At 47.0% G+C, this 23,628-nt stretch carries 19 protein-coding genes; 2 read left to right on the forward strand and 17 right to left on the reverse strand.

The features are described from left to right. The first annotated feature begins 11 nt into the window (after positions 1 to 11). Complete coding sequence (locus VN447_RS07520) at positions 12 to 1,415, forward strand: FMN-binding glutamate synthase family protein (RefSeq protein WP_325524377.1); 1,404 nt, start codon at positions 12 to 14, stop codon at positions 1,413 to 1,415. Positions 1,416 to 1,698: 283 nt separating this feature from the next. Here VN447_RS07520 and VN447_RS07525 read toward each other — a convergent pair whose 3' ends face one another. From VN447_RS07525 to VN447_RS07550, 6 genes are all read right to left on the reverse strand, one after another. After that, entirely contained in the window at positions 1,699 to 2,469 is a 771-nt protein-coding gene (locus tag VN447_RS07525) for a GntR family transcriptional regulator (protein ID WP_325524378.1), read from the reverse strand. Between the two features lie 52 nt (positions 2,470 to 2,521). Continuing rightward, positions 2,522 to 3,103 carry a mannonate dehydratase gene (gene uxuA / locus VN447_RS07530; RefSeq protein WP_325524380.1) on the reverse strand — a complete coding sequence of 194 codons (582 nt, stop codon included), beginning with the start codon at positions 3,101 to 3,103 and terminating at the stop codon, positions 2,522 to 2,524. Between the two features lie 13 nt (positions 3,104 to 3,116). Beyond that, a complete protein-coding gene (locus VN447_RS07535) occupies positions 3,117 to 3,593 on the reverse strand; it encodes a mannonate dehydratase (RefSeq protein WP_325524381.1) in 477 nt (158 codons plus the stop codon). A 48-nt stretch (positions 3,594 to 3,641) separates the two neighbouring features. Then, positions 3,642 to 4,307 (reverse strand): hypothetical protein, encoded by a 666-nt coding sequence (locus tag VN447_RS07540; RefSeq protein WP_325524383.1) that lies wholly within the window; start codon positions 4,305 to 4,307, stop codon positions 3,642 to 3,644. Continuing rightward, the gene (locus VN447_RS07545) at positions 4,304 to 6,433 is read right to left on the reverse strand and encodes a hydantoinase/oxoprolinase family protein (RefSeq protein ID WP_325524384.1); all 2,130 of its coding nucleotides are present in this window, start codon (positions 6,431 to 6,433) and stop codon (positions 4,304 to 4,306) included. The genes VN447_RS07540 and VN447_RS07545 overlap by 4 nt, the downstream gene beginning before the upstream one ends. A gap of 179 nt (positions 6,434 to 6,612) precedes the next feature. Further along, positions 6,613 to 7,914 carry a hypothetical protein gene (locus VN447_RS07550; RefSeq protein ID WP_325524386.1) on the reverse strand — a complete coding sequence of 434 codons (1,302 nt, stop codon included), beginning with the start codon at positions 7,912 to 7,914 and terminating at the stop codon, positions 6,613 to 6,615. 473 nt (positions 7,915 to 8,387) lie between these two features. On the opposite strand from VN447_RS07550, the gene VN447_RS07555 reads away from it, so the two are divergent. Beyond that, a complete protein-coding gene (locus VN447_RS07555; protein ID WP_325524388.1) occupies positions 8,388 to 9,503 on the forward strand; it encodes a hypothetical protein in 1,116 nt (371 codons plus the stop codon). Between the two features lie 220 nt (positions 9,504 to 9,723). Here the strand turns inward: VN447_RS07555 and VN447_RS07560 are convergent, their stop codons facing one another. The 11 genes from VN447_RS07560 to VN447_RS07605 all read right to left on the reverse strand — a co-directional run bounded on the left by VN447_RS07560 (position 9,724) and on the right by VN447_RS07605 (position 23,209). Further along, a complete protein-coding gene (locus VN447_RS07560; RefSeq protein WP_325524404.1) occupies positions 9,724 to 10,419 on the reverse strand; it encodes a response regulator in 696 nt (231 codons plus the stop codon). Then, a complete protein-coding gene (locus VN447_RS07565; protein ID WP_325524390.1) occupies positions 10,410 to 13,139 on the reverse strand; it encodes a sensor histidine kinase KdpD in 2,730 nt (909 codons plus the stop codon). Before VN447_RS07565 ends, VN447_RS07560 begins: the two co-directional genes overlap by 10 nt. A 193-nt stretch (positions 13,140 to 13,332) precedes the next feature. Continuing rightward, positions 13,333 to 13,899 carry a potassium-transporting ATPase subunit KdpC gene (gene kdpC / locus VN447_RS07570; protein WP_325524392.1) on the reverse strand — a complete coding sequence of 189 codons (567 nt, stop codon included), beginning with the start codon at positions 13,897 to 13,899 and terminating at the stop codon, positions 13,333 to 13,335. Positions 13,900 to 13,938: 39 nt separating this feature from the next. Further along, positions 13,939 to 15,966, reverse strand: coding sequence for a potassium-transporting ATPase subunit KdpB (gene kdpB / locus VN447_RS07575; protein WP_325524394.1), 2,028 nt, complete (start codon positions 15,964 to 15,966; stop codon positions 13,939 to 13,941). 14 nt (positions 15,967 to 15,980) lie between these two features. After that, entirely contained in the window at positions 15,981 to 17,687 is a 1,707-nt protein-coding gene (kdpA, locus tag VN447_RS07580) for a potassium-transporting ATPase subunit KdpA (protein WP_325524396.1), read from the reverse strand. Position 17,688: 1 nt separating this feature from the next. After that, complete coding sequence (gene kdpF / locus VN447_RS23285) at positions 17,689 to 17,775, reverse strand: K(+)-transporting ATPase subunit F (RefSeq protein WP_414714894.1); 87 nt, start codon at positions 17,773 to 17,775, stop codon at positions 17,689 to 17,691. 173 nt (positions 17,776 to 17,948) lie between these two features. Further along, on the reverse strand, positions 17,949 to 18,200 hold the full coding sequence (locus VN447_RS07585) for a hypothetical protein (protein ID WP_325524406.1): 252 nt from the start codon (positions 18,198 to 18,200) through the stop codon (positions 17,949 to 17,951). After that, on the reverse strand, positions 18,188 to 18,871 hold the full coding sequence (locus VN447_RS07590) for a right-handed parallel beta-helix repeat-containing protein (RefSeq protein ID WP_325524397.1): 684 nt from the start codon (positions 18,869 to 18,871) through the stop codon (positions 18,188 to 18,190). Before VN447_RS07590 ends, VN447_RS07585 begins: the two co-directional genes overlap by 13 nt. A gap of 371 nt (positions 18,872 to 19,242) precedes the next feature. Continuing rightward, complete coding sequence (locus tag VN447_RS07595) at positions 19,243 to 20,568, reverse strand: S-layer homology domain-containing protein (protein WP_325524399.1); 1,326 nt, start codon at positions 20,566 to 20,568, stop codon at positions 19,243 to 19,245. 309 nt (positions 20,569 to 20,877) lie between these two features. Beyond that, on the reverse strand, positions 20,878 to 21,984 hold the full coding sequence (locus tag VN447_RS07600; protein WP_325524401.1) for a uroporphyrinogen decarboxylase family protein: 1,107 nt from the start codon (positions 21,982 to 21,984) through the stop codon (positions 20,878 to 20,880). A gap of 49 nt (positions 21,985 to 22,033) precedes the next feature. Then, on the reverse strand, positions 22,034 to 23,209 hold the full coding sequence (locus VN447_RS07605) for an MFS transporter (protein ID WP_325524403.1): 1,176 nt from the start codon (positions 23,207 to 23,209) through the stop codon (positions 22,034 to 22,036). Positions 23,210 to 23,628 lie beyond the last annotated feature (419 nt).

Genomic DNA, 23,628 nt, shown 5'->3' on the forward strand with positions numbered 1-23,628 from the left:
GGAATGGCAAAATGCACATAATCATAGATGACTTCCAGTGGTTGCTGCTACTGCTTTTATTACTGGCTATTATGTTGACAGCGTCAATATTGTTAGCCAAACCAATTTTGCGTTATTTCATTAATCGTGTCGCTGACGACACTTTATCAAAGCTACTTACAGAGGAATATGACCAGAATCTTGCCGAGCTATATACGTCATTGAAACGATTTTCAGCTTTAAATTTGATAGAGACGAGCCTACGTGCCGAAACTGGAAAAGTCATAGGGCGACCCTTGGGCTCTCCTAGAAATTTTCTCGGCTACGATAACTTAATGTTCTCTCCCCGGCAAATGACCCATTTTTCCCTGCCAGAAGGTGCCAAAATAGATATGAGCGTAACCCTCGGCCCGCAGGCGGAGAAACCGCTGACTATAAAAATACCGCTTATGATCGGTGGTATGGCCTATGGCACAGCTCTTAGCGAGGAAGCCAAGTTAGCTTTGGCAAAAGCATCGAAAACCCTGCAAACGGCTACGAATTCTGGCGAGGGGCCTTTTCTCCCCGAGGAACAGCAGGAATCTGGCAAATTTATTTTACAAATTTGCCGTTGGCCATGGGGCGGAAGAACTGACGAGCAAATTGCCGCCTCTGATATGTTGGAAGTTCAAATGGGACAAGGCGGGAACATAGGAGCATCTCGCATAGAAGCCAAAGAGATTGCAGGCAGGGCACGCATACTTGCAGGCTTAGGCCCAAATGAGCCTGTCGTTTCCCTCCTGGGGCCACCAGGTGTTCAAAGGCCGGAAGATTGGCCTCTCTTTATGAAAAAATTACGGCAAAGAGCCAACGGCATTCCCATAGCACTAAAAATTATGGCAACCGATAGCCTTGAGCAAGATTTAGCGGTTGCCGTGGAATTAGGCTTTGATGCCATTGCGATTGACGGCGCCGAAGGTGGATCCCACGCATCAGCTCCTATTAAGCAAGATGATTTAGGATTACCCAGCTTATGTGCTTTGGTTCGTGCAAAGCGTTTTTTGAAAAATACCCAGATCAGTCTAATCATATCTGGTGGATACTTTACTCCAGGCCAGTGTCTCAAAGCTCTGGCCCTTGGGGCAGACGCCGTCTATCTGGGCACCATTCCCCTTTTTGCCCTGGTACATAATCAGATCACAAAAGTAGCCCCGTGGGAGCCACCTACCACGCTAGTGTATTATAGTTCTCCAACTAAATCACAACTTGATACTGCTCAGGCTGCTACCAGTGTGGCAAACGTACTGACATCAATGGTCTTAGAAATGGAGGAGGCAATGAAAGCCTTAGGAAAAACCTCTTTAAAAGAGCTTGGTACCGATGACCTTGTTGCTTTAGATTCTCACACTGCCGAAGTTACAGGAGTAAAGCAAGCGTTTGACCAAGCCTCCCTCTGAGGCAATATCTGCGCCATGCCTAGGATACAACAGGACGGCCTCATAAATCGCTGAGCTCAAACTCCCATTACCAACGATACGGTTCTCCATATCATGTCTATCGACGAATACTTGACAAATAGGCTCTTCTCTTAACAAGCTAAGCGAGTCCCCCCTCTTACCTTGTTTTTTCAATAAACGTATAGGAAAAACAGAAGGTGCGATAATTTTTACAAAATTATCGCACCTTCTGTTTTTTTATTGTTTGAATTGAAAAATAAAGTCTTTTCCGGTGGCCTCGAGATTACTCACCTTTTGTTTTTAAGGTTTGCAGGTAATCGGCTTTCCACAGAGGACTTGGGGACTCGTGATTGGTGCCGCTATTAAACAGATACGGGTATTTTTTCACTACAAGCCGCTCCTCACGGTCCAGTCTTCTCAAATGATAGTGAAAAATGTTGCACATCAGCTCGGTGTCGCGCGCCTGCAATGCTGTGAGCAGTGCGCTATGCTGGCGCAAAATCTCCTGCATGCTGGTTCTGTCACCACAAGTCAGCAAACGCATACGGCGATAATGCCCCCCCACATTCTGAATGGCTTGCAGGCAAAACAGCTTATCTGCCACAGTATAAAATACCTGATGAAATTCATCGTCAAGCCAAAGAAACCGGCGGGTATCCAATTCCTTTTGGTCGCAAAGCTCCTGCTGCTGGCGCAGCGCCTCATGTAACAGAGTAATATCCGACGGCGTGTGGCAGGCCATGAACAGTTTCATCACCTCTTCCTCCACCGCAAGGCGCAGAAAACGTTCCTGCTCCACACGCGAATAGTCGATTCGTGAAATCATCGTGCCGCGCTGCGGCAATAAGGTCACAAGCCCCTCCTGATCCAGCCGCATGAGAGCGTCGCGCACAGGCGAACGGCCCATTTCAAAATGCTCGCAGATATCCTTGATGCTTAAAACAGCGCCCGGCTGCAAGTATAGCCCCACAATGGCGCGGCGCAAAACAGGGTATACCTCACCCTCATTCAAAGCCTGCTCTTTCAGGGGCATCAATTGGTCGTTGTACTGCAATTATAGCTCTCCTTTTGGTTGGAGGCGGCATTTCGGCAAAGCGATTCGGCGCTTACGGACGGGACATTTTGTCAATACTCTCCCACAGGCCGTTTAAATAGTTTGCGCCAAGCGCCCGGTCGTAAAGGCCGTAGCCAGGCATGGATATCTCACCCCATATGGCGCGGCCGTGGTCAGGGCGAATGGGCCCGTCAAAGCCGATATCATAAAGTGCCTTCATAATTTTGAACATATCCAAGGAGCCATCGCTTGAAAGGTGTGCCGCCTCTTCAAAATTTCCGGGGGCGTTGTAGCGCAGATTGCGTACATGGGCAAAGTGGATGCGCCCTTTTAACACGCGGATAATGTCCGGAATGTCGTTTTCGGGATTGGAGCCAAGACTGCCGGAACAAAGCGTTACGCCGTTACAGGGACTGTCCACAAGTTGAATCAGGCGCAGCAGCTTTTCCTTGTTTGTTACGATGCGTGGCAGTCCAAATACAGGCCACGCGGGATCATCCGGATGAATGGCCATTTTGATGTCGTACTTTTCGCAGGTTGGCATAATGCGCTCAAGAAAATATTTGAGGTTTGCAAACAGCTTTTCCTCGTCCACTTCTTTGTACATCGCGAACAGCTCTTTGATGCGGGCCATGCGTTCCGGCTCCTCAGCCCGGCAGCACAAATCCGTTCGACTTTGCGTCCATCGTGGACAGCATGTCGTCCGGATTGATTTGGTCGATGATTTTCTGATCATACGCCAACACGGTGCTGCCATCTGGGCGCATCTTGGCAAGATCCGATCGGGTCCAGTCGAACACAGGCATAAAATTGTAGCAAACGAGGCGAATATCCGCTTCGCCCAAGCGCTCAAGCGTTTTGATGTAGTTGTCGATATACTCTTCACGGTCGGGCGAGCCAACCTTGATGGAATCGTGGATATTGACGCTCTCAATTCCAGCTACCGTCAGTCCTGCGTCCTCCACTTCGTCCTTCATCGCGCAGATATCCTCAGCCTTCCAGAGCTCCCCGGGCTTTGTACCATATAAAGTGGTGATAACGCCCGTCACACCCGCCACCTGACGGATTTGCTTCAGAGTGACCGAATCGTAGCCGGTACCAAACCATCGCATTGTCATTTGCATAATATATGCTCCTTCCAATGCCGCCACAGTTTTACCTTTTTTTTCATTTTACACGTTCGGCGGCAAAAAATCAATTGATAACAAGTTTAGTGCCATTAATAAATAACGTTCATATATACAGGGCGAATAGGAAACACCCGCCATGCATTTAGAAAAATGCACCGCCCCTACCTCTGATACACCACTCAGTCCACGCTTATAGGGAAAGATCCCCAGCAACTTGCGCTCCAGCATGCCGCTGCGCGTATAAATGTCAGGAGTCTCCTCTTCCAGTGCGTGAAAAATTTCATGAAGCAGAGCAACACGGATAATATCCTCTTCGGGAGTAAAAACTGCTAATCCAGTTTCCCTTATAAATTGCCTTATGAGCAAAATTGGACTGTCATTTAAGGTAATTGTCCGAATAGCCGGCTCGTATAGCCCCATATACAGGTATGGCTCCCGCAATTCTTCGGCAGTATACACAAGTTTTATATTCATTGCCTCTAAAAGCTCCTGCGGCGAAAGCTGACCATACTGTGCCGCAACACGCTGAGCCATGTTGGCAGCGGTTTGCATCGCACCGTCTATGACTTTAGACTCCTCCTCACTGCTGAGTCTGCAACCGCAAAGGTCACTTTTGAGTGTACTGTGGTACCATACGGCGTCGGAGCATTCCAGTGCCGTCTGCGCACCCCGGTGCAGTGTTTCCAGGTCATATTTCGCCGGTATCATGCCAACTCATTGCGGGCCAGCACCAAAATCAGTTCATCCTCCGGTGCCTGGTCGCATAGCTCAGCTTCAATCAGACCGGAAACCTGAGTAAACTCGGGAATGCCGGAATAGTCCAGCACCCGTGAACCGGCTATGACGTATACATCTGGATTGATACGCACTTCCCTGGAGAAATTGCTGGTAGTGTCCCACATCCTTTTAAGGGTATCGGCAGCCTCTTTCATGGTAGTACATTCTACAAAACCATTAGCCCGCTGAATCTTAATAAAGCCTTTCTTATCGATAACCCGCACTGGTGATTTGCCATTCTTTTGGGCTGTTACCACAAAGATAAAGCCGTTAGAAGCAGCCAGTTTCACTTCATTCCTAGCAATACCAATCGACTCTGCAGCAATATCAATGGCTTCTTCCTCGCTGCAATTTTTCATTAGGTCGGTGGTTTTTACTTCGGTCGAGCCCATGGCAATCGCAGTCACCTTTTGAGCTTGTTCATCAATCTCGACATATACCTCAATGCTGTCTTCCACCGCACCGCTATTCATGGCAAGTTCCTTAGCCTCTTTTTTAAGTTGGGCAATGTCAGCTGCAGTCGGACTGGTAATGGTTCTTTCCACCATCTCACGCACCATAGCCAGAGCCACACCAATGGAGGATATTACCTCAGCGTTTTTAGGAATTTGGTATTTAAAATCCAGCATGTTGGCCGTAAAGGTTAAGAGGGTACCTGCACCGCCTCCGGCACCAACAAGTACAATCTGTTCACGCTCAATTTTATATTTAGTAATCAGGTCCTCGATGACAGGTATAATCTTTTCACAGGACTTTGTCAGGATGGCTTTGGCAGTTTCTTCAATGGACATGCCCACTTCGTCGGCTAAAAGCTGCATGGCTTTGCAGCTTGATTCGTAGTTGCCGCGTGCGTAATCGGTTTCCTCCAGAATACCCAGTACATTTGCCGCACAAGTGTTGGTGATCGCTACGCTCTCACCGTTGTTCAACCTGATGACCACATAGTCGGTCGAATCGTTTTCACGAGGTTTTATATGATACAGTGTCGCCCCGTCAAACAGCTCAGGAGCCGTAAAGCTGGCATAGCCCACACCGGCAATATGTGCAGAACGTGGTCCTACATCAATGACTGCACCCTTTTTGGCGCGTACCATGCTCCCCCCTGCAACACCTAACACGCGTACATCAAGGCTATTTACATAGGTGCGGTGTCCACCTATGATGGAATAATCGACAGTCGGGCGTCCATTCTTGATGACGCCGATATTTGTGGACGTACCGCCTACCTCAAAATAAATACCGTTTGAAGCACGCAGGTACATCAAAGCACCAATGACGCTAGCCGCGGGACCAGATAACATCGTCAGAATCGGACGCTTTTTCATTTCACCGATTTCCATAACACCGCCATCGCCACGCATAATCATCAAGGGAACCTTGATGTTGGTAGCACGTACGCTCTCTTCTGTAGAATTGGCAGTTTCCAGCATTTTCGGCAGAATGGAGGCGTTCAATGCGGCAGTGCGGGTACGCGTCGTCAAACCATACAGTTTGGTAATATCCGACGCCATACTGCAAGGAATACCTTGTTTTTCTGCTTCCTCTGCCACAAGGCGTTCTTCTTTCATGTTATCCACACCGAAAGCTTTACTGGCAACAATTACGCGATCTCCTTGATTAACCAGTTCTTTTATGGTATCTGTAACCTTCTCCTGGGACATTTCCTTCACTTTTAAATAGGTATGGTCAATTTCGATAAACTTGCCGGTACCAAGGTCGATATCTTTTATCCTAGTCTGCTTTTTGGCAAGGTAGCCCTCAATCCAGCCTCCGCCCACACCAATCACGCCTACACGGGCCACATCTCCCTCCAACAGGGCATTGGTGGCTTGTGTGGTACTGTGTGCGATAAAGATAACCTCTTCAGGCTTAATGTCATTCTCGGCAAGACATTTCTGAAATGCCTCCACAACACCTGCAGCCACGCCGCGTTCGTGGTGATGGGTAGTCATAACCGAGCCTTTGCCCACAATTTCGTTTGTACTGTTATCAATTGCGACAGCTTTGGTGTGAGTGCCGCCAACATCAATGCCGATGCGAATTGCTCTGTTGCTCATAAATATAATCCTCCGAAATGTTTAGGTATCCCAGACTTTCCAGCCGAGGAAAAACGCTGAATCTGACAATCCTGCTGGTATGTCTGGTACAAGCCCAACTATCATTATTTTTTGCTTCGTTTTTGGAAAAAGCCGGCCAGCCTATCTACGTGGTCTGAGCCGGCTCCTTATATTGCTGATTAACTATTTCCAACCATAACATAAGCCAGAATCTCAACAATGATCAAAATCAACCATGCCCAAGGCAGGTTTGTTTTAAGATATTGCTGTGGTTCCACCTTTGCATAACTCAAACCCCACATGCTCCACGACTGGGTCGGACAGGAACTGGCCACAATGGCAACAGGTGGAATGAGGAATAAAGCAAATAAGAAATGTTCATTGAAAAGGCCCATCGCCTGAAAGATGGAAACCAAGGCAATTCCTGAGCCCCAAATCATCAATGGCCCGCGGAAGAGTGCCAGCGGCGCTAGGATGCAGAAGACGGCCACAATAACAACAGGCGTGGTAGGAATAAATCCGCCGAGCATATGTTGTAGGATAGGAGAAACCTGCTTAGCTGCAGCTTGGAAAATATTTACACCGTACAACATACCAATCAAAAGTCCGCTGTCGGCGATGCCATCATACAGGGTTTTTTGGATTTTTTCCACTGCCAATTTGTAAGAGCCCATATTGTGGGTCAAGAGTAAACCTAAGAAGATACCCATTAGGAATGCAGGCACCGGCTGCCATTTGAAAAATGCCACCATAATTATGGGTATAAAGGGCACGATCATACAGTAAAAGCTAAGACTAGTAGCTTTGCCCTCCTGCATTTGCGGAGCAGTGCTTGCCGCCCATGCACGGGCTCTGCCGCCTTTTTGGGCACGCAGATAATTGAAAGTAATAAATGCTAACATCACGACAACATGCACGATGGTTGCGATCACCGCAAAATGGATGTAAGTATCATCATATTTTATGGTTTTAAACACAGCAAAAAATTGACTTACATAAGCGATGTTGAGATACATACCGGCTGCAACGGCTAGTAAATAAGCGCCTAACGCAGTTTTTTTATCCACACCTAATGAGAACAGGATAGGAAGAACAATCATACCAATTGCCATAACAGAACCAACACCGAACGCGCTGGTAAAAATCAAGGCACAGACAGTGCATAAGAGTAAGGCGGTAATGAGGGGTTTGTCACCGGCCAGTTCAACGGTTTTCTTGATAATATAGCCCGCAATCCCGGTATCAACAAGGATGCGCCCAAACCATGCACCAAATACGATAATAGCAATCGTGGCACCATAACTTTCTACAGATTTCTGAAAAACATCTGTTACAACAGTAGGCATCGGCACCTGACCAATAAAGCACCAAAGTATAGAAGTTACGATAAAGCCGACAAGTAAATTTCCGCCCTTCATACAATAGTAGATCAGAATCATAAATGTGATGAGCAATAAACTACCCGCAATCATGTCAAACATAACTTTATTCCTCCCTTTTAATTCGAAGTATCCCTGTTACCATCCCTGCAGCAAGATTCAAACTTCATACAAACAAAAGTTTGACCTGCTGCTTCCAACGAGCCCCCCCTTACCCATATTTATTTCTTACTACCTAAATGATTACACTAATATATTACACTAATATATTAGTGTAATACAATATCAAAATTATCTAAATGACAAATATTTTCGAAATCTTTCATTTATCGCAGCAATAGGTAACCCTATCCAGTTTTGCGTAACATATGGGGTTGCAACGCCCGTAATCAACCTTGACGCGCAAGTTTTCTCCTGACTATAATGGCGATAATGTATTGTCGGCAGCTAGCGACTCATTGCTGACAATAGCAAGAAGCAATTTGCCGGCTAACCAAATAAAAGGAGTACCTATCATACCAGAGTTAACTACATAGAAATTATTTCAAAATCGATAATAAAGGAGGAATTTTGCTATGGACAGAGCAACAGCAATTAAACTATCTTCAGCACGAGCGTGGCGCACCTATCTCGGAGGCAAGCTGCTTGATGAATTATACGGCTTAACTGGAACCGAAGACGGCCATTTTCCCGAAGAGTGGATGATGTCGGTGGTATCTGCACGCAACGCCGGACGTGAGGATATTAAAGACGAAGGACTAAGTATGCTTGCAGGAGTGACACCACCTGTATCACTCAAATCCCTGATTGGATCTAATCCCGCTGCTTATTTAGGTGAAGAACACGCTGCCTGTTTCGGGAACAACACCGGTGTATTGGTTAAACTCATTGATTCCGCAGAACGGCTGACTGTACAGGTACACCCTGGCCGTCCTACAGCAAAAGAACTTTTTCAGTCAGACTTCGGTAAAACCGAGTGCTGGCACATTCTTGGCGGCAGGATAATTAACGGGCAGCCCCCCTGCATCTATCTTGGTTTTAAGCCAGGTGTAACACGCGAACAATGGCAGGATTTATTCGAACGTCAGGATTTGCCGGGGATGCTCGATTGCCTGCACCGCTTTGAAGTACATAACGGAGATACCTTTCTCATTGAGGGAGGCATCCCGCATGCCATCGGCGCGGGCTGTTTCCTGGTGGAAATTCAGGAGCCGACCGATTATACCCTCCGTGTGGAACGGGCAACACCTTCCGGGTTTCAGGTGGAAGATTTTATGTGTCACCAAGGACTAGGTTTTGATCGGATGTTTGACTGCTTTACCTACGGCGGCTTTACAAGGGAAGAGACCCAAAATCGCTGGAAAATCCCGCCCGCTGTATTGCGTGAGGAGCAGAGCAGTCGTGAAACCGAACTGATCGGCTACCGGAATACCGATTATTTCCGCATGACTGAGTTGGAGATTGGTACTTCGCTGCAATTGGATGCAGAGGTAGGTTTTTCGGGAATCTATGTATTATCCGGCCAGGGAACCATTTGCGCTGACGGAGCGACGCAAAGCTTCCAAAAAGGTGACCAGTTCTTTTTGCCTGCACAAATCAAAGAACTTGCCATCCGAAAAAACAGTGATGAAGCTTGCCGCATCCTGCGTTGCTTTGGTCCCAAGCCGGCAGTGAAACAGAAAACTACGTAATTGTTTTAGGGCAATCTGAAAGGACATTGACTTAAACAGTCAATGTCCTTTCAGTGTTTAACGTATCATAGATTCACTTAGTCCACCGAGCAATTGACCAATCTCCGTTAGCGCCATCTGCGTGTTTACGCTTGTCCGACCAATTTAAGCGCGCTCCTGAGGAAAACAACGCAGATGGACGGCAACCGAAAAATGGGTAACCACCGAAATGCCTTTCTTACTACCGGCCCATAAGGCGGTAACCTACTCCTGATTCGGTAATAATATAGCGTGGCTGCGCAGGATCATCCTCAATCTTTCGCCGCAGCTGACCAATATACACCCGAATATAATGGGTATCTTCATTATAAGCATTACCCCAGACCGCTTTTAACAGCTGCTTGTGCGTCAATACCCGGCCAGCCTGCTGAGCCATAAGTTTTATTATCTCATACTCAGTGGGGGTAAGTTTGATTTCCCGGCCATCCACCGTCACGCGGCGCTGCACCAAATCGACAGCAAGACCACCGCACGTCAAAACCGGCTCGCCTTCGGAAGCTGCCATTCGTCGCAGACATACGCGCATGCGCGCCATGAGTTCACCCATACCAAATGGTTTAGTTACATAGTCATCAGCCCCGGCATCTAAGGCTTCAATCTTTTCCTGCTCTTGGTCGCGGGCAGTCAAAATGATAACCGGGGCCTGTGACCACTCCCTGATTTCTCTAATGACAGCCTTGCCGTCCATATCAGGCAGGCCCAGATCAACAATTAGGATGTCCGGTTTAAAAACCGCTGCACGTGCAACACCATCATGCCCTGTGGCTGCTTCATCAAGAGCATAACCATGAGCGCTCAAAGAGACTTTAAGCAGTTTACGGATTTGAGGTTCGTCATCAATGATAAGGACTCTAAGACCCTGACCTGTCAGAGTAATTCACCTGCCTCGGCTGGAATGATCGCACCATCGCCCCGGATAGGGAGGGAAAAGCTGACAGTGGCTCCCCCTTCCGGACGGTTTTCAGCCCAAATTTGTCCGCCATGGGCTTCAACAATGCTTTTACATATCGATAAACCCAAGCCGGTGCCAGACACCCGGCTAGGCTGTCTGGCACGATAAAACTTTTCAAAAACATGTGGTAAGTCGACTTCAGGTATACCGGGACCATTATCTGATACTGACACTTTAATCATGTTGCCCTGTTGCCAAGCGGCAATAGTTATGGCACTGCCCACTGTGGAATATTTGACAGCATTATCAATAAAGTTTACCAATACTTGTTCCAGCAGCACACAATCAGCGCGAATAAGTGGCAGATCGTCAGCCAGCGTCGTTTTTATAAGATATTTCCTGGGCATATCCCCCATCCGGCGCAAGGCAGTACCTACAATATCTTCCACATCGCACCAGTCGGTCTTAAGGCGCAGCATGCCGCTCTCCAGGCGGGCAGTGTCTAAGAGATTGCTCACTACCCTTTCCATCCGGCTGGCACCTTCCTGAACGGTTTCCAATAGTTCACACCGGATGTCCTTGCTATATTCAACGCCAGTATCTAACAGGGTGGACACAGCGCCGGTAATAGTTGAGAGCGGGGTGCGCAGTTCATGGGAGATTGAGTTAAATAAAGCTGTCCGTAGTTTGTCAGACTCTGCCAGCAGTGCTGCCTGCCGCGCTGTTTCCGCTAGCTTTACCCGCTCTACGGCAATGGCTGCAAGACCGGCCCAAGAATCAATCAACCGCCGTTCTTCGGGAGTGACTTTTTGATTGGCGATGTGCACGCCAAATACGCCGCCTGCCTTATCACCGGTAACGAGCGGCACAAAAAGATACTGTGCGCCAGGCAGCGTTTCGGTGGACCGTCCTGCCACCTGCCCTTGCTCATACGCCCACACAGCTACAGCATATTCAGCTTCAGGTAAGACCTGAGACTTATTTTGCTCAACAGATCGGGTAGCATTAAAGGCACCTTGAACATTGAGCTTACCTTTGTCATCAGGCAGCAGCACGACGGTTGTGCGGCCAATGGTTTCTCCGGCATGGTTAGCCAATTCCTGAGCAATCCGTGCCATATCTGAAACCGCAGCAATTTGCCGGCTAAATTCATAGAGCGCGCGGATACTTTTCTCGCGTTGCCGGGCGGCCTGGGCTTCCCGTCTAAGAAGCTCTGTACGCCCGCCAATGAGAAAAGATACAACTAAAAAAATAAGAAAGCTCCAAAGATAGCGCATGTCATAGACTGTGAAGTTGAGAATAGGCGGCACAAATAAAAAGTCAAAAGCCATTACACTTGCCACTGCAGTAATATATGATGGCCAGCGCCCCCACCACTCGGCTGTCAGCAAGACAGGCAGCAGATACAACAGAGCGATATTCACCAATTCCAGCTGTGCCTGAAAGTACCAGCTGCCAGCAGTAACAGCTGCCGTCATGGCTAAACCGCCAAAGGTATAGAGCCAAGGTATGGCCGGCGGAGCAGGCAGTGCCGTCTTGATGCTGGCCGCTTGATCTTCTTCGGCAACGCCCTGAATCACATAGACGTTGATGCCACTGCTTTTCCTGATGAGCTTATCAACCAACGAGCCGTGCAGTAGCTCCCACAGGCGGCTATGATGCGGTTTGCCGATAACAATAGCCGTTACATTATGACTCCGCGCTACGTCCAATATCTCCTGTACCAGGTCTTTTCCCACAACAGTAAGGGTTTTTCCGCCAAGCTCCTCAGCCAGACGAAGGTTGCGGGCTACCCTGTCGCGTTCCTTGTCTCCCATCGGAAACCGGCGACCCATGGTCTCAATATGCACAGCCAGCAGGTCGGCATGCAATCCGCCTGACAATCGCCGGGCCGCCCGGATAAGTTGAGCCGAAAACGGACTGGCACTGACACACACCATAACCCGCCCGGCAGCAGGCCAGGGACCGGCGATTTGATGTGACCGCATATATTCAGCCATATCTTGATCAACACGGCTGGCTGTAAACCTGAGGGCTAGTTCCCGCAAGGCATTAATGTTGCCAGGACGGAAAAACTTTTTTAATGCCTGTTCGACTTGGCCCGGAACATAGACTTTACCTTCCTTAAGCCGCTTAATCAAGTCTTCGGGCGGAATATCAATCAACTGGATATTATCGGCCTGCTCCACAACAGAATCAGGCACTGTTTCCCTTACGATAACACCGGTAATTTGCGCCACTACGTCATTAAGGCTTTCAATGTGCTGAATATTTAGGGTGGTATAGACATTAATACCGGCGGCTAAGAGTTCCTCGACATCCTGAAACCGCCGGACATGGCGGGAGCCGGGAATATTTGTATGGGCTAGTTCATCTACCAGCACCAACTCCGGCTTTTCGCGCAGCAGGGCATCAGTGTCCATTTCTTTCAGTTCTTTACCCCGGTATTCTATGATTTTCGGGGCCATACACGGCAAACCTGCCACCAACTTCTCAGTCTCGGCCCGCCCATGGGTTTCAATCCAGCCAATAACGACATTGACACCCCCGGCCAGCCGGTCATGCGCAGCTTCCAGCATGGTGAAGGTCTTACCGACACCGGCTGCCGCTCCTAAAAAGACTGTTAGCTTTCCTTTAGTCTCTTTATGAATTTTTTCCAGTAACGCATCCGGATTGGGACGATTGTCGGCTTTATCTTTAGGCATGCTGCCTCTCCCTCCAGCTATAGCATAGGGGCTGCCCCAACTTTATCCGATGACCAAGCCGCTCTAAGACTCCCTCTTCTATAAGTGGGAGTTAAGAGCGGCTAAGTCCCTGGATAAGGTCGACTAAACTTCAGGTGGGGTTAAAACCCCACCTGAAGCTAAGTCTTACTTTATAAAGAGCAGTCCAAAAAAACTAGCGCTTCATTACATCCAGCGCTAAATTCAGTTCCAGCACATTGACACGCGGTTCACCTAAAAAGCCGAACTGGCGACTTGCGGTATGGCTGTCCACTAAGGAGCGTACTTGAGCAAACGGTAAGCCCCGCTCGGTTGCCACCCGTTCCACCTGCAGATAGGCTGATGCCGGGCTAATGTGAGGATCAAGACCACTGGCTGACGCCAACACTAAATCTCCGGGGATACTACTGTCTTGGGGTAAGTTGTTTTCGCTTTTGGTATTCGTTATACGCTCAGCTACAGCAGCTTTTAGCTTTTGGTTAGTCGGCCCGAGATTAGAACCTGAAGACGAGGCTGCATCATAGCCATCAGCACCGGCAGCGGACGGACGGCCATGGAAATAGCCTGGGCTGGTAAAGTTTTGACCGATTAATCTGGAACCTATCACTTGACCGTCCTTGGTAATAAGCGAGCCATTTGCCTGCTGCGGCAACAGCGTTTGCGCCAGAGCTGTCATAGCTAAGGGATAGGCTATACCGGTCAGAACAGTTAATACTATAACCATCATTAATGAATTTATCATTGATTTCCACATTGTGGCATCATCTTCCTTTAAATGTTTTTATACTAAACCTAGGGCAACCAACAGCAAATCGATGATTTTAATACCGGCAAAAGGCACAATCAGACCGCCAAGACCATAGATAATAAGGTTTCTGCGCAAAATCACATCAGCGCCCACCGGCTGATATTTTACGCCCTTTAAAGCGAGCGGGATAAGCGCAATGATAATCAAGGCGTTAAAGATGACGGCACTCAGAATAGCGCTTTCCGGCGTAGCCAGCCGCATGATGTTAAACATGCCCAGAGCCGGATAGGCTCCGGTAAACAGGGCTGGAATAATGGCAAAGTATTTGGCCACATCATTGGCAATGCTGAAGGTAGTGAGCGATCCGCGCGTCATTAAAAGCTGCTTGCCGATTTCCACAACCTCGATCAGTTTGGTGGGATTGGAATCTAAGTCCACCATGTTGCCAGCCTCTTTGGCAGCCTGGGTGCCGCTGTTCATGGCCACACCTACGTCAGCTTGCGCCAGGGCCGGCGCATCATTGGTGCCGTCGCCTGTCATAGCGACAAGCATGCCTTTGTCCTGATAGTCGCGAATCATTTTGAGCTTGGCCTCCGGCGTAGCTTCAGCCAAAAAGTCATCCACCCCGGCTTCGGCGGCAATAGCGGCGGCAGTTAAAGGGTTATCGCCAGTAATCATAACTGTCTTTATCCCCATTTGCCTTAGCTCCCGGAACCTTTCCTTAATACCACCTTTGACAATATCCTTGAGGTGGATAGCCCCAAGCACCTGCGCGTTTCGCGTCACGACCAGCGGTGTTCCACCGCTTTTGGCAATGGTTTCACAAACAGTGCGCACTGCATCAGGAAACACCCCGCCTTGGGCGGCAATATATTTTTGGATAGCGTCAATCGAACCTTTGCGCACCTCTTGCCCTTTCATATTCACCCCGCTCATACGCGTCTGGGCGGTAAAGGGTACAAATTCTGCGCCAAGCGCCGTTAGATCCCGTTCCCGCAGGTTATACTTTTCTTTGGCCAAGACAACAATGCTCCGTCCTTCGGGCGTTTCGTCAGCCAAAGACGATAGCTGGGCAGTATCGGCCATGTCGGCCTCACTCACGCCAGGGGCAGGAATAAATTCAGTAGCCATACGGTTACCCAAGGTAATGGTACCTGTTTTGTCCAGCAGGAGCACATTAACGTCACCAGCGGCTTCAACCGCCCTGCCGGACATGGCCAGCACATTGCGTTTTAGCAGCCTATCCATACCGGCTATGCCGATGGAGGATAAAAGTCCGCCGATCGTAGTGGGTATCAGGCATACCAACAGCGCATTCAGCACGGTTATTGATAAAGTCGTGCCCGAGTATATAGCAAAAGGTTCGAGGGTGGCAACAGCAATAAGAAAGATAATGGTAAGCCCCACCAGCAGGATAGTAAGCGCAATTTCATTGGGTGTCTTTTGACGTTTAGCGCCTTCCACCAATGAAATCATCCGGTCAAGGAAGGTTTCACCGGGATTAGCGGTCACCTGTACCTTAAGCCAATCTGATAAGACCCTTGTACCGCCGGTAACCGAGGATTTATCACCGCCCGACTCCCGGATAACAGGAGCCGATTCGCCGGTGACAGCGCTCTCATCCACGGTCGCCATGCCTTCCACCACTTCGCCGTCGCTTGGAATTACATCGCCTGCTTCAATTAACAGCAGGTCGCCTTTCTTAAGTTCGGTAGCTTCGACAACCTTCACACCATCACTGGTGATTTTTTTTGCTTTGGTCTGACTGCGGGTATTTTTGAGTGCCTGCGCTTGGGCTTTGCCTCGTCCTTCGGCAATGGCTTCTGCAAAGTTGGCGAACAAAACAGTGAACCACAGCCACAGATTAATTTGTAAGGCAAACAAGTTGTTGGCACTGCCTTGCACCATATCGCGCAACATCAGTCCGGTCGTTAAAAGCGCCCCAACAAAGACAATAAACATAACCGGATTTTTCATCTGCACACGCGGATTGAGCTTGCGAAAAGCATCGCGCACCGCCCCCGCAATAATGTGTCTATCAAAACTACTTTTATTATTCATAATCCTATGCTCCTTTAAAAGGTTGCGCCTTGCAGCATAATTAGGTGCTCAACAATTGGCCCTAATGCCAACGCCGGCAAAAAGGTGAGCGCACCTACAATAAGCACTACTCCGGCCAGCAATACAACAAACAACGATCCAGTGGTGCAGAAAGTCCCTGGACCCGCAGGCGAGACTTTTTTGCCAGCCATACTGCCGGCAATAGCCAAGACCGGGAGAATAACGCCAAACCGCCCTAACAGCATGGCGAGAGCAAGCATGAGGTCATAAAACAGCGTGTTAACCGTCAGGCCGCCAAAAGCACTGCCGTTGTTAGCTGCACCTGAAGCAAACGCATACAGAATTTCACTCAAGCCATGCGGCCCGGGATTAGCGATTGATGACGTACCCACCTCAGTCGCCGCAGCAATGGCGCTGCCAATAAGGATGGCTACTGACGGAATAAGGATAGCGAGCGTAGCCATCTTCATTTCCCATGCTTCAATCTTCTTCCCAAGATATTCGGGAGTGCGGCCTACCATCAAACCAACAATAAACACAGTCATGACAACATACATCATCATGCCGTAAAAACCTGCGCCTACCCCGCCTACCACTACTTCCCCCAGCATCAGTTGCAGCATAGGGATAAGGCCGCCGAGCGGTGTCAGACTGTCATGCATGGCGTTAACGGCGCCGCAGGAAGCGGCAGTGGTCACAGTAGCAAACAGCGCCGATCCGCCAATGCCGAAGCGAACTTCTTTGCCTTCCTGTGAGGCAGGGCTGCTTATACCCAAGTCTCCCATAATGGGGTTGCCATATAATTCACTAGCATAAGTACCACCTAACATACAGATAAACAAGAGCAGCATAGCTCCCAATACAGCATAGCCCTGCCGCTTATCGCGGGCCAGCTGCCCATAGGTAAACAACAGCGCCGTCGGGATAAGGAAAATGCTTACTATTTGCATAAAGTTAGTTAACGGTGTAGGATTTTCAAAAGGATGAGCCGAGTTGGCGTTAAAAAAGCCGCCACCATTGGTACCCAGCATTTTGATGGCCTCTTGGGACGCTACCGGCCCCATTGCCAGTTTTTGTCCAGCTTCTTCCAGCGTCTGCACTGTGATATAGGGTGACAAATTCTGCAATACGCCCTGCTGCACCAGGAAAAGCGTGAAAATGATCGCTAGTGGCAGCAGCACCCTGACTATACCGCGCACCAGGTCAACCCAGAAATTACCGATTTTATCAGTAGTTTTGCGCGTCAAACCCCGGATGAGCGCCACGGCCACCGCCAGGCCGGTCGCTGCCGACACAAAATTTTGCACAGTCAGCGCGGCCATCTGTGTAAAATAACTCATGGTAGACTCGCCGCCGTAGGCCTGCCAGTTGGTATTGGTCATAAAGCTGACAGCCGTGTTAAAGGCCAGATGCCAGGGCGCCACTGCAGCCATGTTTTCCGGGTTAAAGGGCAGGTAGCCTTGTAAAAGCTGAATCAAGTAAACCGCTGCCATACCAAACAAATTGAAGAAAACTAAGTGTACCGCATACTCTTTCCAATTCATCTCAGCCATATCATTTACGCCGGTCAAGCGGTAGATGATCTTTTCAATAGGGACAAACAGTCTGTCAGACATTGTCTGTTTCAATGAAAATACGTTGGCCATATAGCTTCCCAGCGGCCAGGCCAGGATAAACAGTACAGCCAAAAACACAATAAATAAAACGATATCTGTTGTCATATTAAAACTCCTCCGGTTTCAAAAGCGCATAAATTAGGTATGCCAAAAGCAATGCCGCCAATAGGCCGGCCAGCCACAAATCGGCCATTTGTACTCCTCCTATGACTATGAACTTACTGCAGCTTTATTGTAATACTGATTGAAGTAAAGGCGCTGTCAAGAAACACATTGGGGGTGTAAAGAAAGTGTAAAGATCATAATAAAAAAACCTCTATTCCAGGCACATAATGCTGAAATAAAGGTCTCGCTATAGCAGTTTATTTACTGATGTATCTGAATATAGCTGCCCGCGTAATTTGGACCGTCGTTTTTGGCAACAATCGAGTTCTTAAAGGCTACTGATGCGCCACGATTATAAATACTAGCACCAGCGTTCTGAACTTGATTTTTAACAATCGTACTAAAACTAATCTTGATGGTGCCATTATCACTCATGATAGCCCCACCACTTCCTGCCTTATTGTTAGAGATTGTACTGTTTATAATGGCAATTGTACCGTCTAAGTGATAGATAGCACCCCCCCACCATCGGCGTGATTATTTGAGAGCATACTATCTGTAATAGTAATTATTCCATCGTTAGTAATAGCCCCCCCAACAGTATCTGCCCTATTGTTATAAAGCGTACTGTTTCTAATGGTAATCGTGTCATAGTTAGCGATAGCACCACCATCCGCTGCCCTGTTATCAGAAATTGTACTATTTGTGATGGTGATGGTGCCATTATTATTAAAGATAGCACCTCCAAGATATATCCACGTGTTATCCGAGATTGTACTATTTGTAATGATGATGGTGCCATTATTATACATAGCACCTCCATGATCTGCCCTATTATCAAAGATCGTACTATCCGTAATGGTGAGGATGCCATTATTGCGAATAGCGCCGCCCTCATCTAATGTAAAACCATTCATGATAGAGATTCCCTTAATAGTTACTTCAACGCCACCCGAAATTTCAAACACACGACTCTTCTTGTCCCCGCTAACTCTTAGTTTATCTGCACCAGGGCCGTTAATGGTTAAGTTCTTATCAATCTTAATTTGTCCACTAGTTAATTTGATCGTATCGATGGCGGGATCGAAAATAATGGTGTCACCTGACACGGCGGTACTAATCGCATCTCGAAGTGAACCTGAACCACTATCATCATCACTCATTACTTTGATTGACGAAGACATATTTGTTTTCCTCGCTTTTTTTCTAATTCTTATTCTTCGTTATACTATTCATATAGAAATCATAGTGTACTTCAAGAGAGGTGAGTCCTGAATTTGAAATTAGGCTTGCCAGCCACAAATCGGCCATTTGTACTCCTCCTATGACTATGAACTTACTGCAGCTTTATTGTAATAATGATTGAAGTAAAGGCGCTGTCAGAAACACGTTGGGGGTGTAAAGAAAGTGTAAAAATGACAATAAGAAGGGGCTGTCCAAGATAGGTTCATAAAACCTATTTTGGACAGCCACAAGTCTGCACCGTTACTAATGCTACGGCTCTTTTCAGCTAATCTTAAAACTCACAAATCAATAAAGCAAAGAAGCTCTAGAACTAGAAAGTCCAGGTAACACCTGATGCAAGTTCCTTGTCACTCCCGTCACGACCTTTAGTTTTCAAATCCAAGTATGAAAGTACGAAAGACAGATTCTTGCTTAAGGTCTTATTATAAGTATAGCTAAATCCTGAGTAACCCTCACCTGAAGTCAGGCCTAGACCTACATAGGCATATCCCCACCCACCTATGCCGCCGTTAACTGAATCTACAGCATTTTGATCCACATTGTTATATTGCACAATAAAGTTATTGTTTGCATCAAAATTATAGACGCTATTAATAAAATATCCCTTGTTCAGATTGCTGGCGCTGGACCTCACATATTCTCCATTCATGCTAACTTTTGGAGAATATGTAATATTCGCATTGCCCGCATAGTATCGCACATGATCTGTCCCATTTTTAGCAAATGCCACCCCTATTCTAACTTTATCATTAAGCTGCTGCCCTGCATCCAGACCGTACCACTCTTTAGAAGGATTAAAAACAGCATCAGTACCGGTAGTTTTCCCGCCAATGACCTGCATATCAGCATCGCCAAGTTTCCCTGTCAGTACAACACCATCAAACATATTCGTCCAACCATGGGCAACATAGCCTGTAAAAAGAATAGAACCTTGTCCTAAATTTACAGATTGGCGACCAGCACTATAGCCTACGTGCCCTAAATTGCCTTTGACACCAAACCAATCAAGTGGACTATTACCATCATCATACGATAAATTATGACTACCAAAGACCTTACAATCGCCAAAACGGGCGAAAACAGAAGTGTTGTTATCAACTTTTACGTTAAGATTAAGAAGTATTTGTTGTTGAAACCATGATTTATCATGCTGATCAGCACCAACGATCTTATCGCGGATACCCCTTCCCTGGAGTGAATAATTCCCGCTAATATCAACCTTACTGCCAACAGGAGAACGCAGAACCGTACCTGCATCTGAAGGCGATATTGAAGGCAATGGTTTCTCCACGACTCCCCGAACCCCCAGGGCTTTTAGTTCTTCGCCAAATTCGGTCTTTAGTTTTTCCAAAGCATCTTTTGTTTCTTGATCTAAGGGGCTGGACTTAGCTTTAGACATAGCCTTAGCTACGATAATAGCCATTTCATATCGCGTAAGCGGTTTATCCCCTTTAAAAGTAGCATCTCCATAGCCATCTACGATGCCGGCTTTAGCCAAGGTTTGCATGGGATCATATGTCCAATGCTTGGCAGGAACCTCATCAAAAGGATTCATATCTTCAGCCAAGCTTGTCCCAGCTACACTAAGCGCCATAACAGCCGCGAGAGCTAGTGTAACTTTTTTCTTATTATTCATAAATTCTCCCCCCCCATATTTTGAATTAGAAAATAGCAGTATATCCGAATTCAACCCGGAGCAACACGGAGAATGCTTACAAAAGTACATTACCCAATAAGACCATTACGGGTAAGCATTGGAGAATTTGCGTAACAACCCATCCTGCCCAACAGCACTTGTGTAGCTAGCAAGACGCTTTGAAATTCTTTATCTAATGAATCCGTGATGGCGAAAGAATCCATACTCTTATAAAGATCCAGGCATAAAAGTAATGGTTTACGAGTTTCCACAAAGGCATTCCTAAAGAGAAATTGCCTATAAACTTTTTTATTTACCGGTTGCCGCCGAGACCATGGCTTTTACGTTTTCCAGTTTAGCATTCATAGGAACCATGCAGGCTGCACTCATAATAAAGCCGGATCCCATATCCTTAATTAAATCAGTGGCATATTTATATACCTCATCAGGCGTTCCCAGTACGAGCATCGCCGCCGGCACATCGCCGCGTATGCACATCATATCGCCAAGAACTTCTTTGACCTTACGAATATCTGTCCCGCCATCGGGGCAGAAAATGCATTTTCCTTTGGGGAAATCGCGGAAGTACTCTAGGCCGCGTTCATAATTGCCATCCATATGCCACTGAACAATGGCTCCTTCTTCAATGATCATATCGGCAATCTTTTTATAGTATTTCCAGACAAAACGATCCCAAATTTTCGGAGAGTAGTATTCACAGGCACCGCGTCCTGCCCCGGTGAATACTGTGGTGGGCTTTGCCTCCCGTATTTGCTGTCGCAAACTGTTGATGTGATAGTCATGAATAACATCCATGACCGCTTCGAGCTTGTCAGGCATGCGAAAGAGATCGTGAACAATTTTTCTCATGGTACGGCCGCCGCTGAGATAGTCAATCTCAAAGCTGGCCATTGCTGTGGAGCAAGTAACATAACCGGCTTGCACAAACTTCATTTGGGCTTCGATCATAGCGGGAATCATCGCTTCGAATTCTGCGAAATCAAAACCGAGCCGGTTGACGGTAAAATCATTAAAGAAGGCTTCAAATCCCTTGTCTAAGATGGTGTCATAGTCTTCAAGCGTGAGCAATTCCGCTTCATCAATCTGCAGCGGCATATCTTCGGGCAGACCTCTGCCGGCGAATTTTACTTTGGACAAATTTCCCAGGCCTACTATGGGAGGATATGCCCCGAAAAACTCATTGGCGTCAACGTCACCTAACGTTTGGAGGCAGTCAAAGATTGTTTGACCGGCCAGTGTCATGTCTAAACTGAACTCTGACAGCTTAACACCCCTTTGTACGGCACAGAAATCATTTGCGTTAAACATTACCGGTGTCCGATCCGTCTTTTCCAAGGCAACCGCCTTGTTGAAACGGGTTAAGTGTTCGTTGTAAAGATCTTGACCATTTTTCATGATGAACCTCCTAATAAAATAAATTTTCTTAATATCAGCTAAAAAATCGTTAGACTTCAATTCCATCAGACTTTTTCGCAAAAAATTTGGTCGATGTAATTGAAAGAACACCCCAAATTCCAAAGATTACCCCAACATATAAAAATGTTGGCGCTATCGTCCGGACATGCATTATTGTTTGAAAAAGGGTCAATGCATACGATGAGGCAAAGGTGCCTAGATTCATGGCAATGGCTATTATTGCCATGACAAGAGAGATAATACTAGGCGGCACTATCATAGAGGAGTGCATGTAATAATAATTTATGCCAATTCCAAAGGCCGCTCCGGTTAAAAGGCACATGGCTCCAATAGTCCATATATCGGCGGGGTGACTCAGTATGATAAAGGCCACCGCCATCGCAATATAAGCAACAGCGGCTGTAACACCTTTAAGCCCTGAATAAATCTTGCCAAAAAAGAGCGAAGAGACCATACATCCTAATGTCCCCATCGAAGTAATAACTCCTGCCGTAGAAGCGTCTCCTATCTGTGCTTCCTGCAAATAGATTGCTATATAGTAGACAACTATGTTATACAATGTGTTAAATCCGAAACAGGCTAGAGCTACACCGCCAACCTTAAAAATAGGCATCCTTTCTTCCACTACCTCCTTGTTACAACCTTCAGGCGGTGTTTTGGGTAAAAAAACAACCAGCATAAGAAGAATTGGGATAGCCGCATAATAGACATAGTATGAATATCGCCAGTCGTCAACCGCCAGAAAGCCTGATATGCAAGCCAAGATAATTCCCCAGATCGCCACGCTTGCAGTAACCAGCCCAACCATAACGCTGCGTTCTTCTTCCTCTTCATACAATTCACTAACCAGGGCAAATATCCCCGTGGGGACAAAGCCGTAAGCAAACCCTACAATCATCCTCATTACGAGTACATAATATATATTGGCGAACCAAGCACCCCCACAACTTCCTATAATGAAAAGAACATAAGCACCTATTAAAATATACTTTTTGCTAAAGTATCTTGCAAGAAATCCACACAGGAGAGATCCAGCAATTGAGGCCAGCATCGGTCCAGTCAATATTAAATCCAGAAGTTTCGGATCTGCGTCTGGAAAAGCCGCAAAAATGCCGCCAGCCGCTGGGATAATCACCATATCTGCCATGCAAGCAAAATTTGCTATCAAAATAGTCAATTTTAACAATGAACTATTTCTCATCATACACGCTCCTTACTAGTAAGAGTCACGCCTGTTAAATACGAAAACAAACACCGCAGCTGATCTTTCCCCTCATTCAGGTCTCTAATAACAACTAGGGATGAGTCTGTCCGGAGATTTATCCTCCGTCCGCAAACAATCTAAAACATACTTGTTTTTATTGCTATCCAGATCTCAGATACTGCAAATTCTTTCCTCCATTTCATACGGCTTACTATCTGCTGACGAACCTTCCTTTTTAAAATTACACCTCCTTTTATCCAAAGTCCCAGCACATAGGTAAAGCAATTATTGTGCCAATGCCAGAGAAAGTGCATTTTATAAGGAAATTGGGTTGTATTTTTAAATGGATTTCGCTATAAAACAAATACTATTCGCCGAACTGTAATACACTATTACAGTTCGGCGAATAGTATTAATAA

Origin of the sequence: Sporomusa sp., from assembly GCF_035561155.1 — a bacterium.
Classification (GTDB): Bacteria; Bacillota; Negativicutes; order Sporomusales; family Sporomusaceae; genus Sporomusa.

What these genes read in the sequence shown, in the direction of transcription:
- VN447_RS07520 (WP_325524377.1), top strand. Translation starts at nt 12, where the DNA reads ATGCACATAATCATAGATGACTTCCAGTGGTTGCTGCTACTGCTTTTA.
- uxuA (WP_325524380.1), bottom strand. Translation starts at nt 3,103, where the DNA reads ATGGCCCGCATCAAAGAGCTGTTCGCGATGTACAAAGAAGTGGACGAG.
- VN447_RS07535 (WP_325524381.1), bottom strand. Translation starts at nt 3,593, where the DNA reads ATGCAAATGACAATGCGATGGTTTGGTACCGGCTACGATTCGGTCACT.
- VN447_RS07540 (WP_325524383.1), bottom strand. Translation starts at nt 4,307, where the DNA reads ATGATACCGGCGAAATATGACCTGGAAACACTGCACCGGGGTGCGCAG.
- VN447_RS07545 (WP_325524384.1), bottom strand. Translation starts at nt 6,433, where the DNA reads ATGAGCAACAGAGCAATTCGCATCGGCATTGATGTTGGCGGCACTCAC.
- VN447_RS07550 (WP_325524386.1), bottom strand. Translation starts at nt 7,914, where the DNA reads ATGTTTGACATGATTGCGGGTAGTTTATTGCTCATCACATTTATGATT.
- VN447_RS07555 (WP_325524388.1), top strand. Translation starts at nt 8,388, where the DNA reads ATGGACAGAGCAACAGCAATTAAACTATCTTCAGCACGAGCGTGGCGC.
- VN447_RS07565 (WP_325524390.1), bottom strand. Translation starts at nt 13,139, where the DNA reads ATGCCTAAAGATAAAGCCGACAATCGTCCCAATCCGGATGCGTTACTG.
- kdpC (WP_325524392.1), bottom strand. Translation starts at nt 13,899, where the DNA reads ATGATAAATTCATTAATGATGGTTATAGTATTAACTGTTCTGACCGGT.
- kdpB (WP_325524394.1), bottom strand. Translation starts at nt 15,966, where the DNA reads ATGAATAATAAAAGTAGTTTTGATAGACACATTATTGCGGGGGCGGTG.
- kdpA (WP_325524396.1), bottom strand. Translation starts at nt 17,687, where the DNA reads ATGACAACAGATATCGTTTTATTTATTGTGTTTTTGGCTGTACTGTTT.
- kdpF (WP_414714894.1), bottom strand. Translation starts at nt 17,775, where the DNA reads ATGGCCGATTTGTGGCTGGCCGGCCTATTGGCGGCATTGCTTTTGGCA.
- VN447_RS07590 (WP_325524397.1), bottom strand. Translation starts at nt 18,871, where the DNA reads ATGTCTTCGTCAATCAAAGTAATGAGTGATGATGATAGTGGTTCAGGT.
- VN447_RS07595 (WP_325524399.1), bottom strand. Translation starts at nt 20,568, where the DNA reads ATGAATAATAAGAAAAAAGTTACACTAGCTCTCGCGGCTGTTATGGCG.
- VN447_RS07600 (WP_325524401.1), bottom strand. Translation starts at nt 21,984, where the DNA reads ATGAAAAATGGTCAAGATCTTTACAACGAACACTTAACCCGTTTCAAC.
- VN447_RS07605 (WP_325524403.1), bottom strand. Translation starts at nt 23,209, where the DNA reads ATGATGAGAAATAGTTCATTGTTAAAATTGACTATTTTGATAGCAAAT.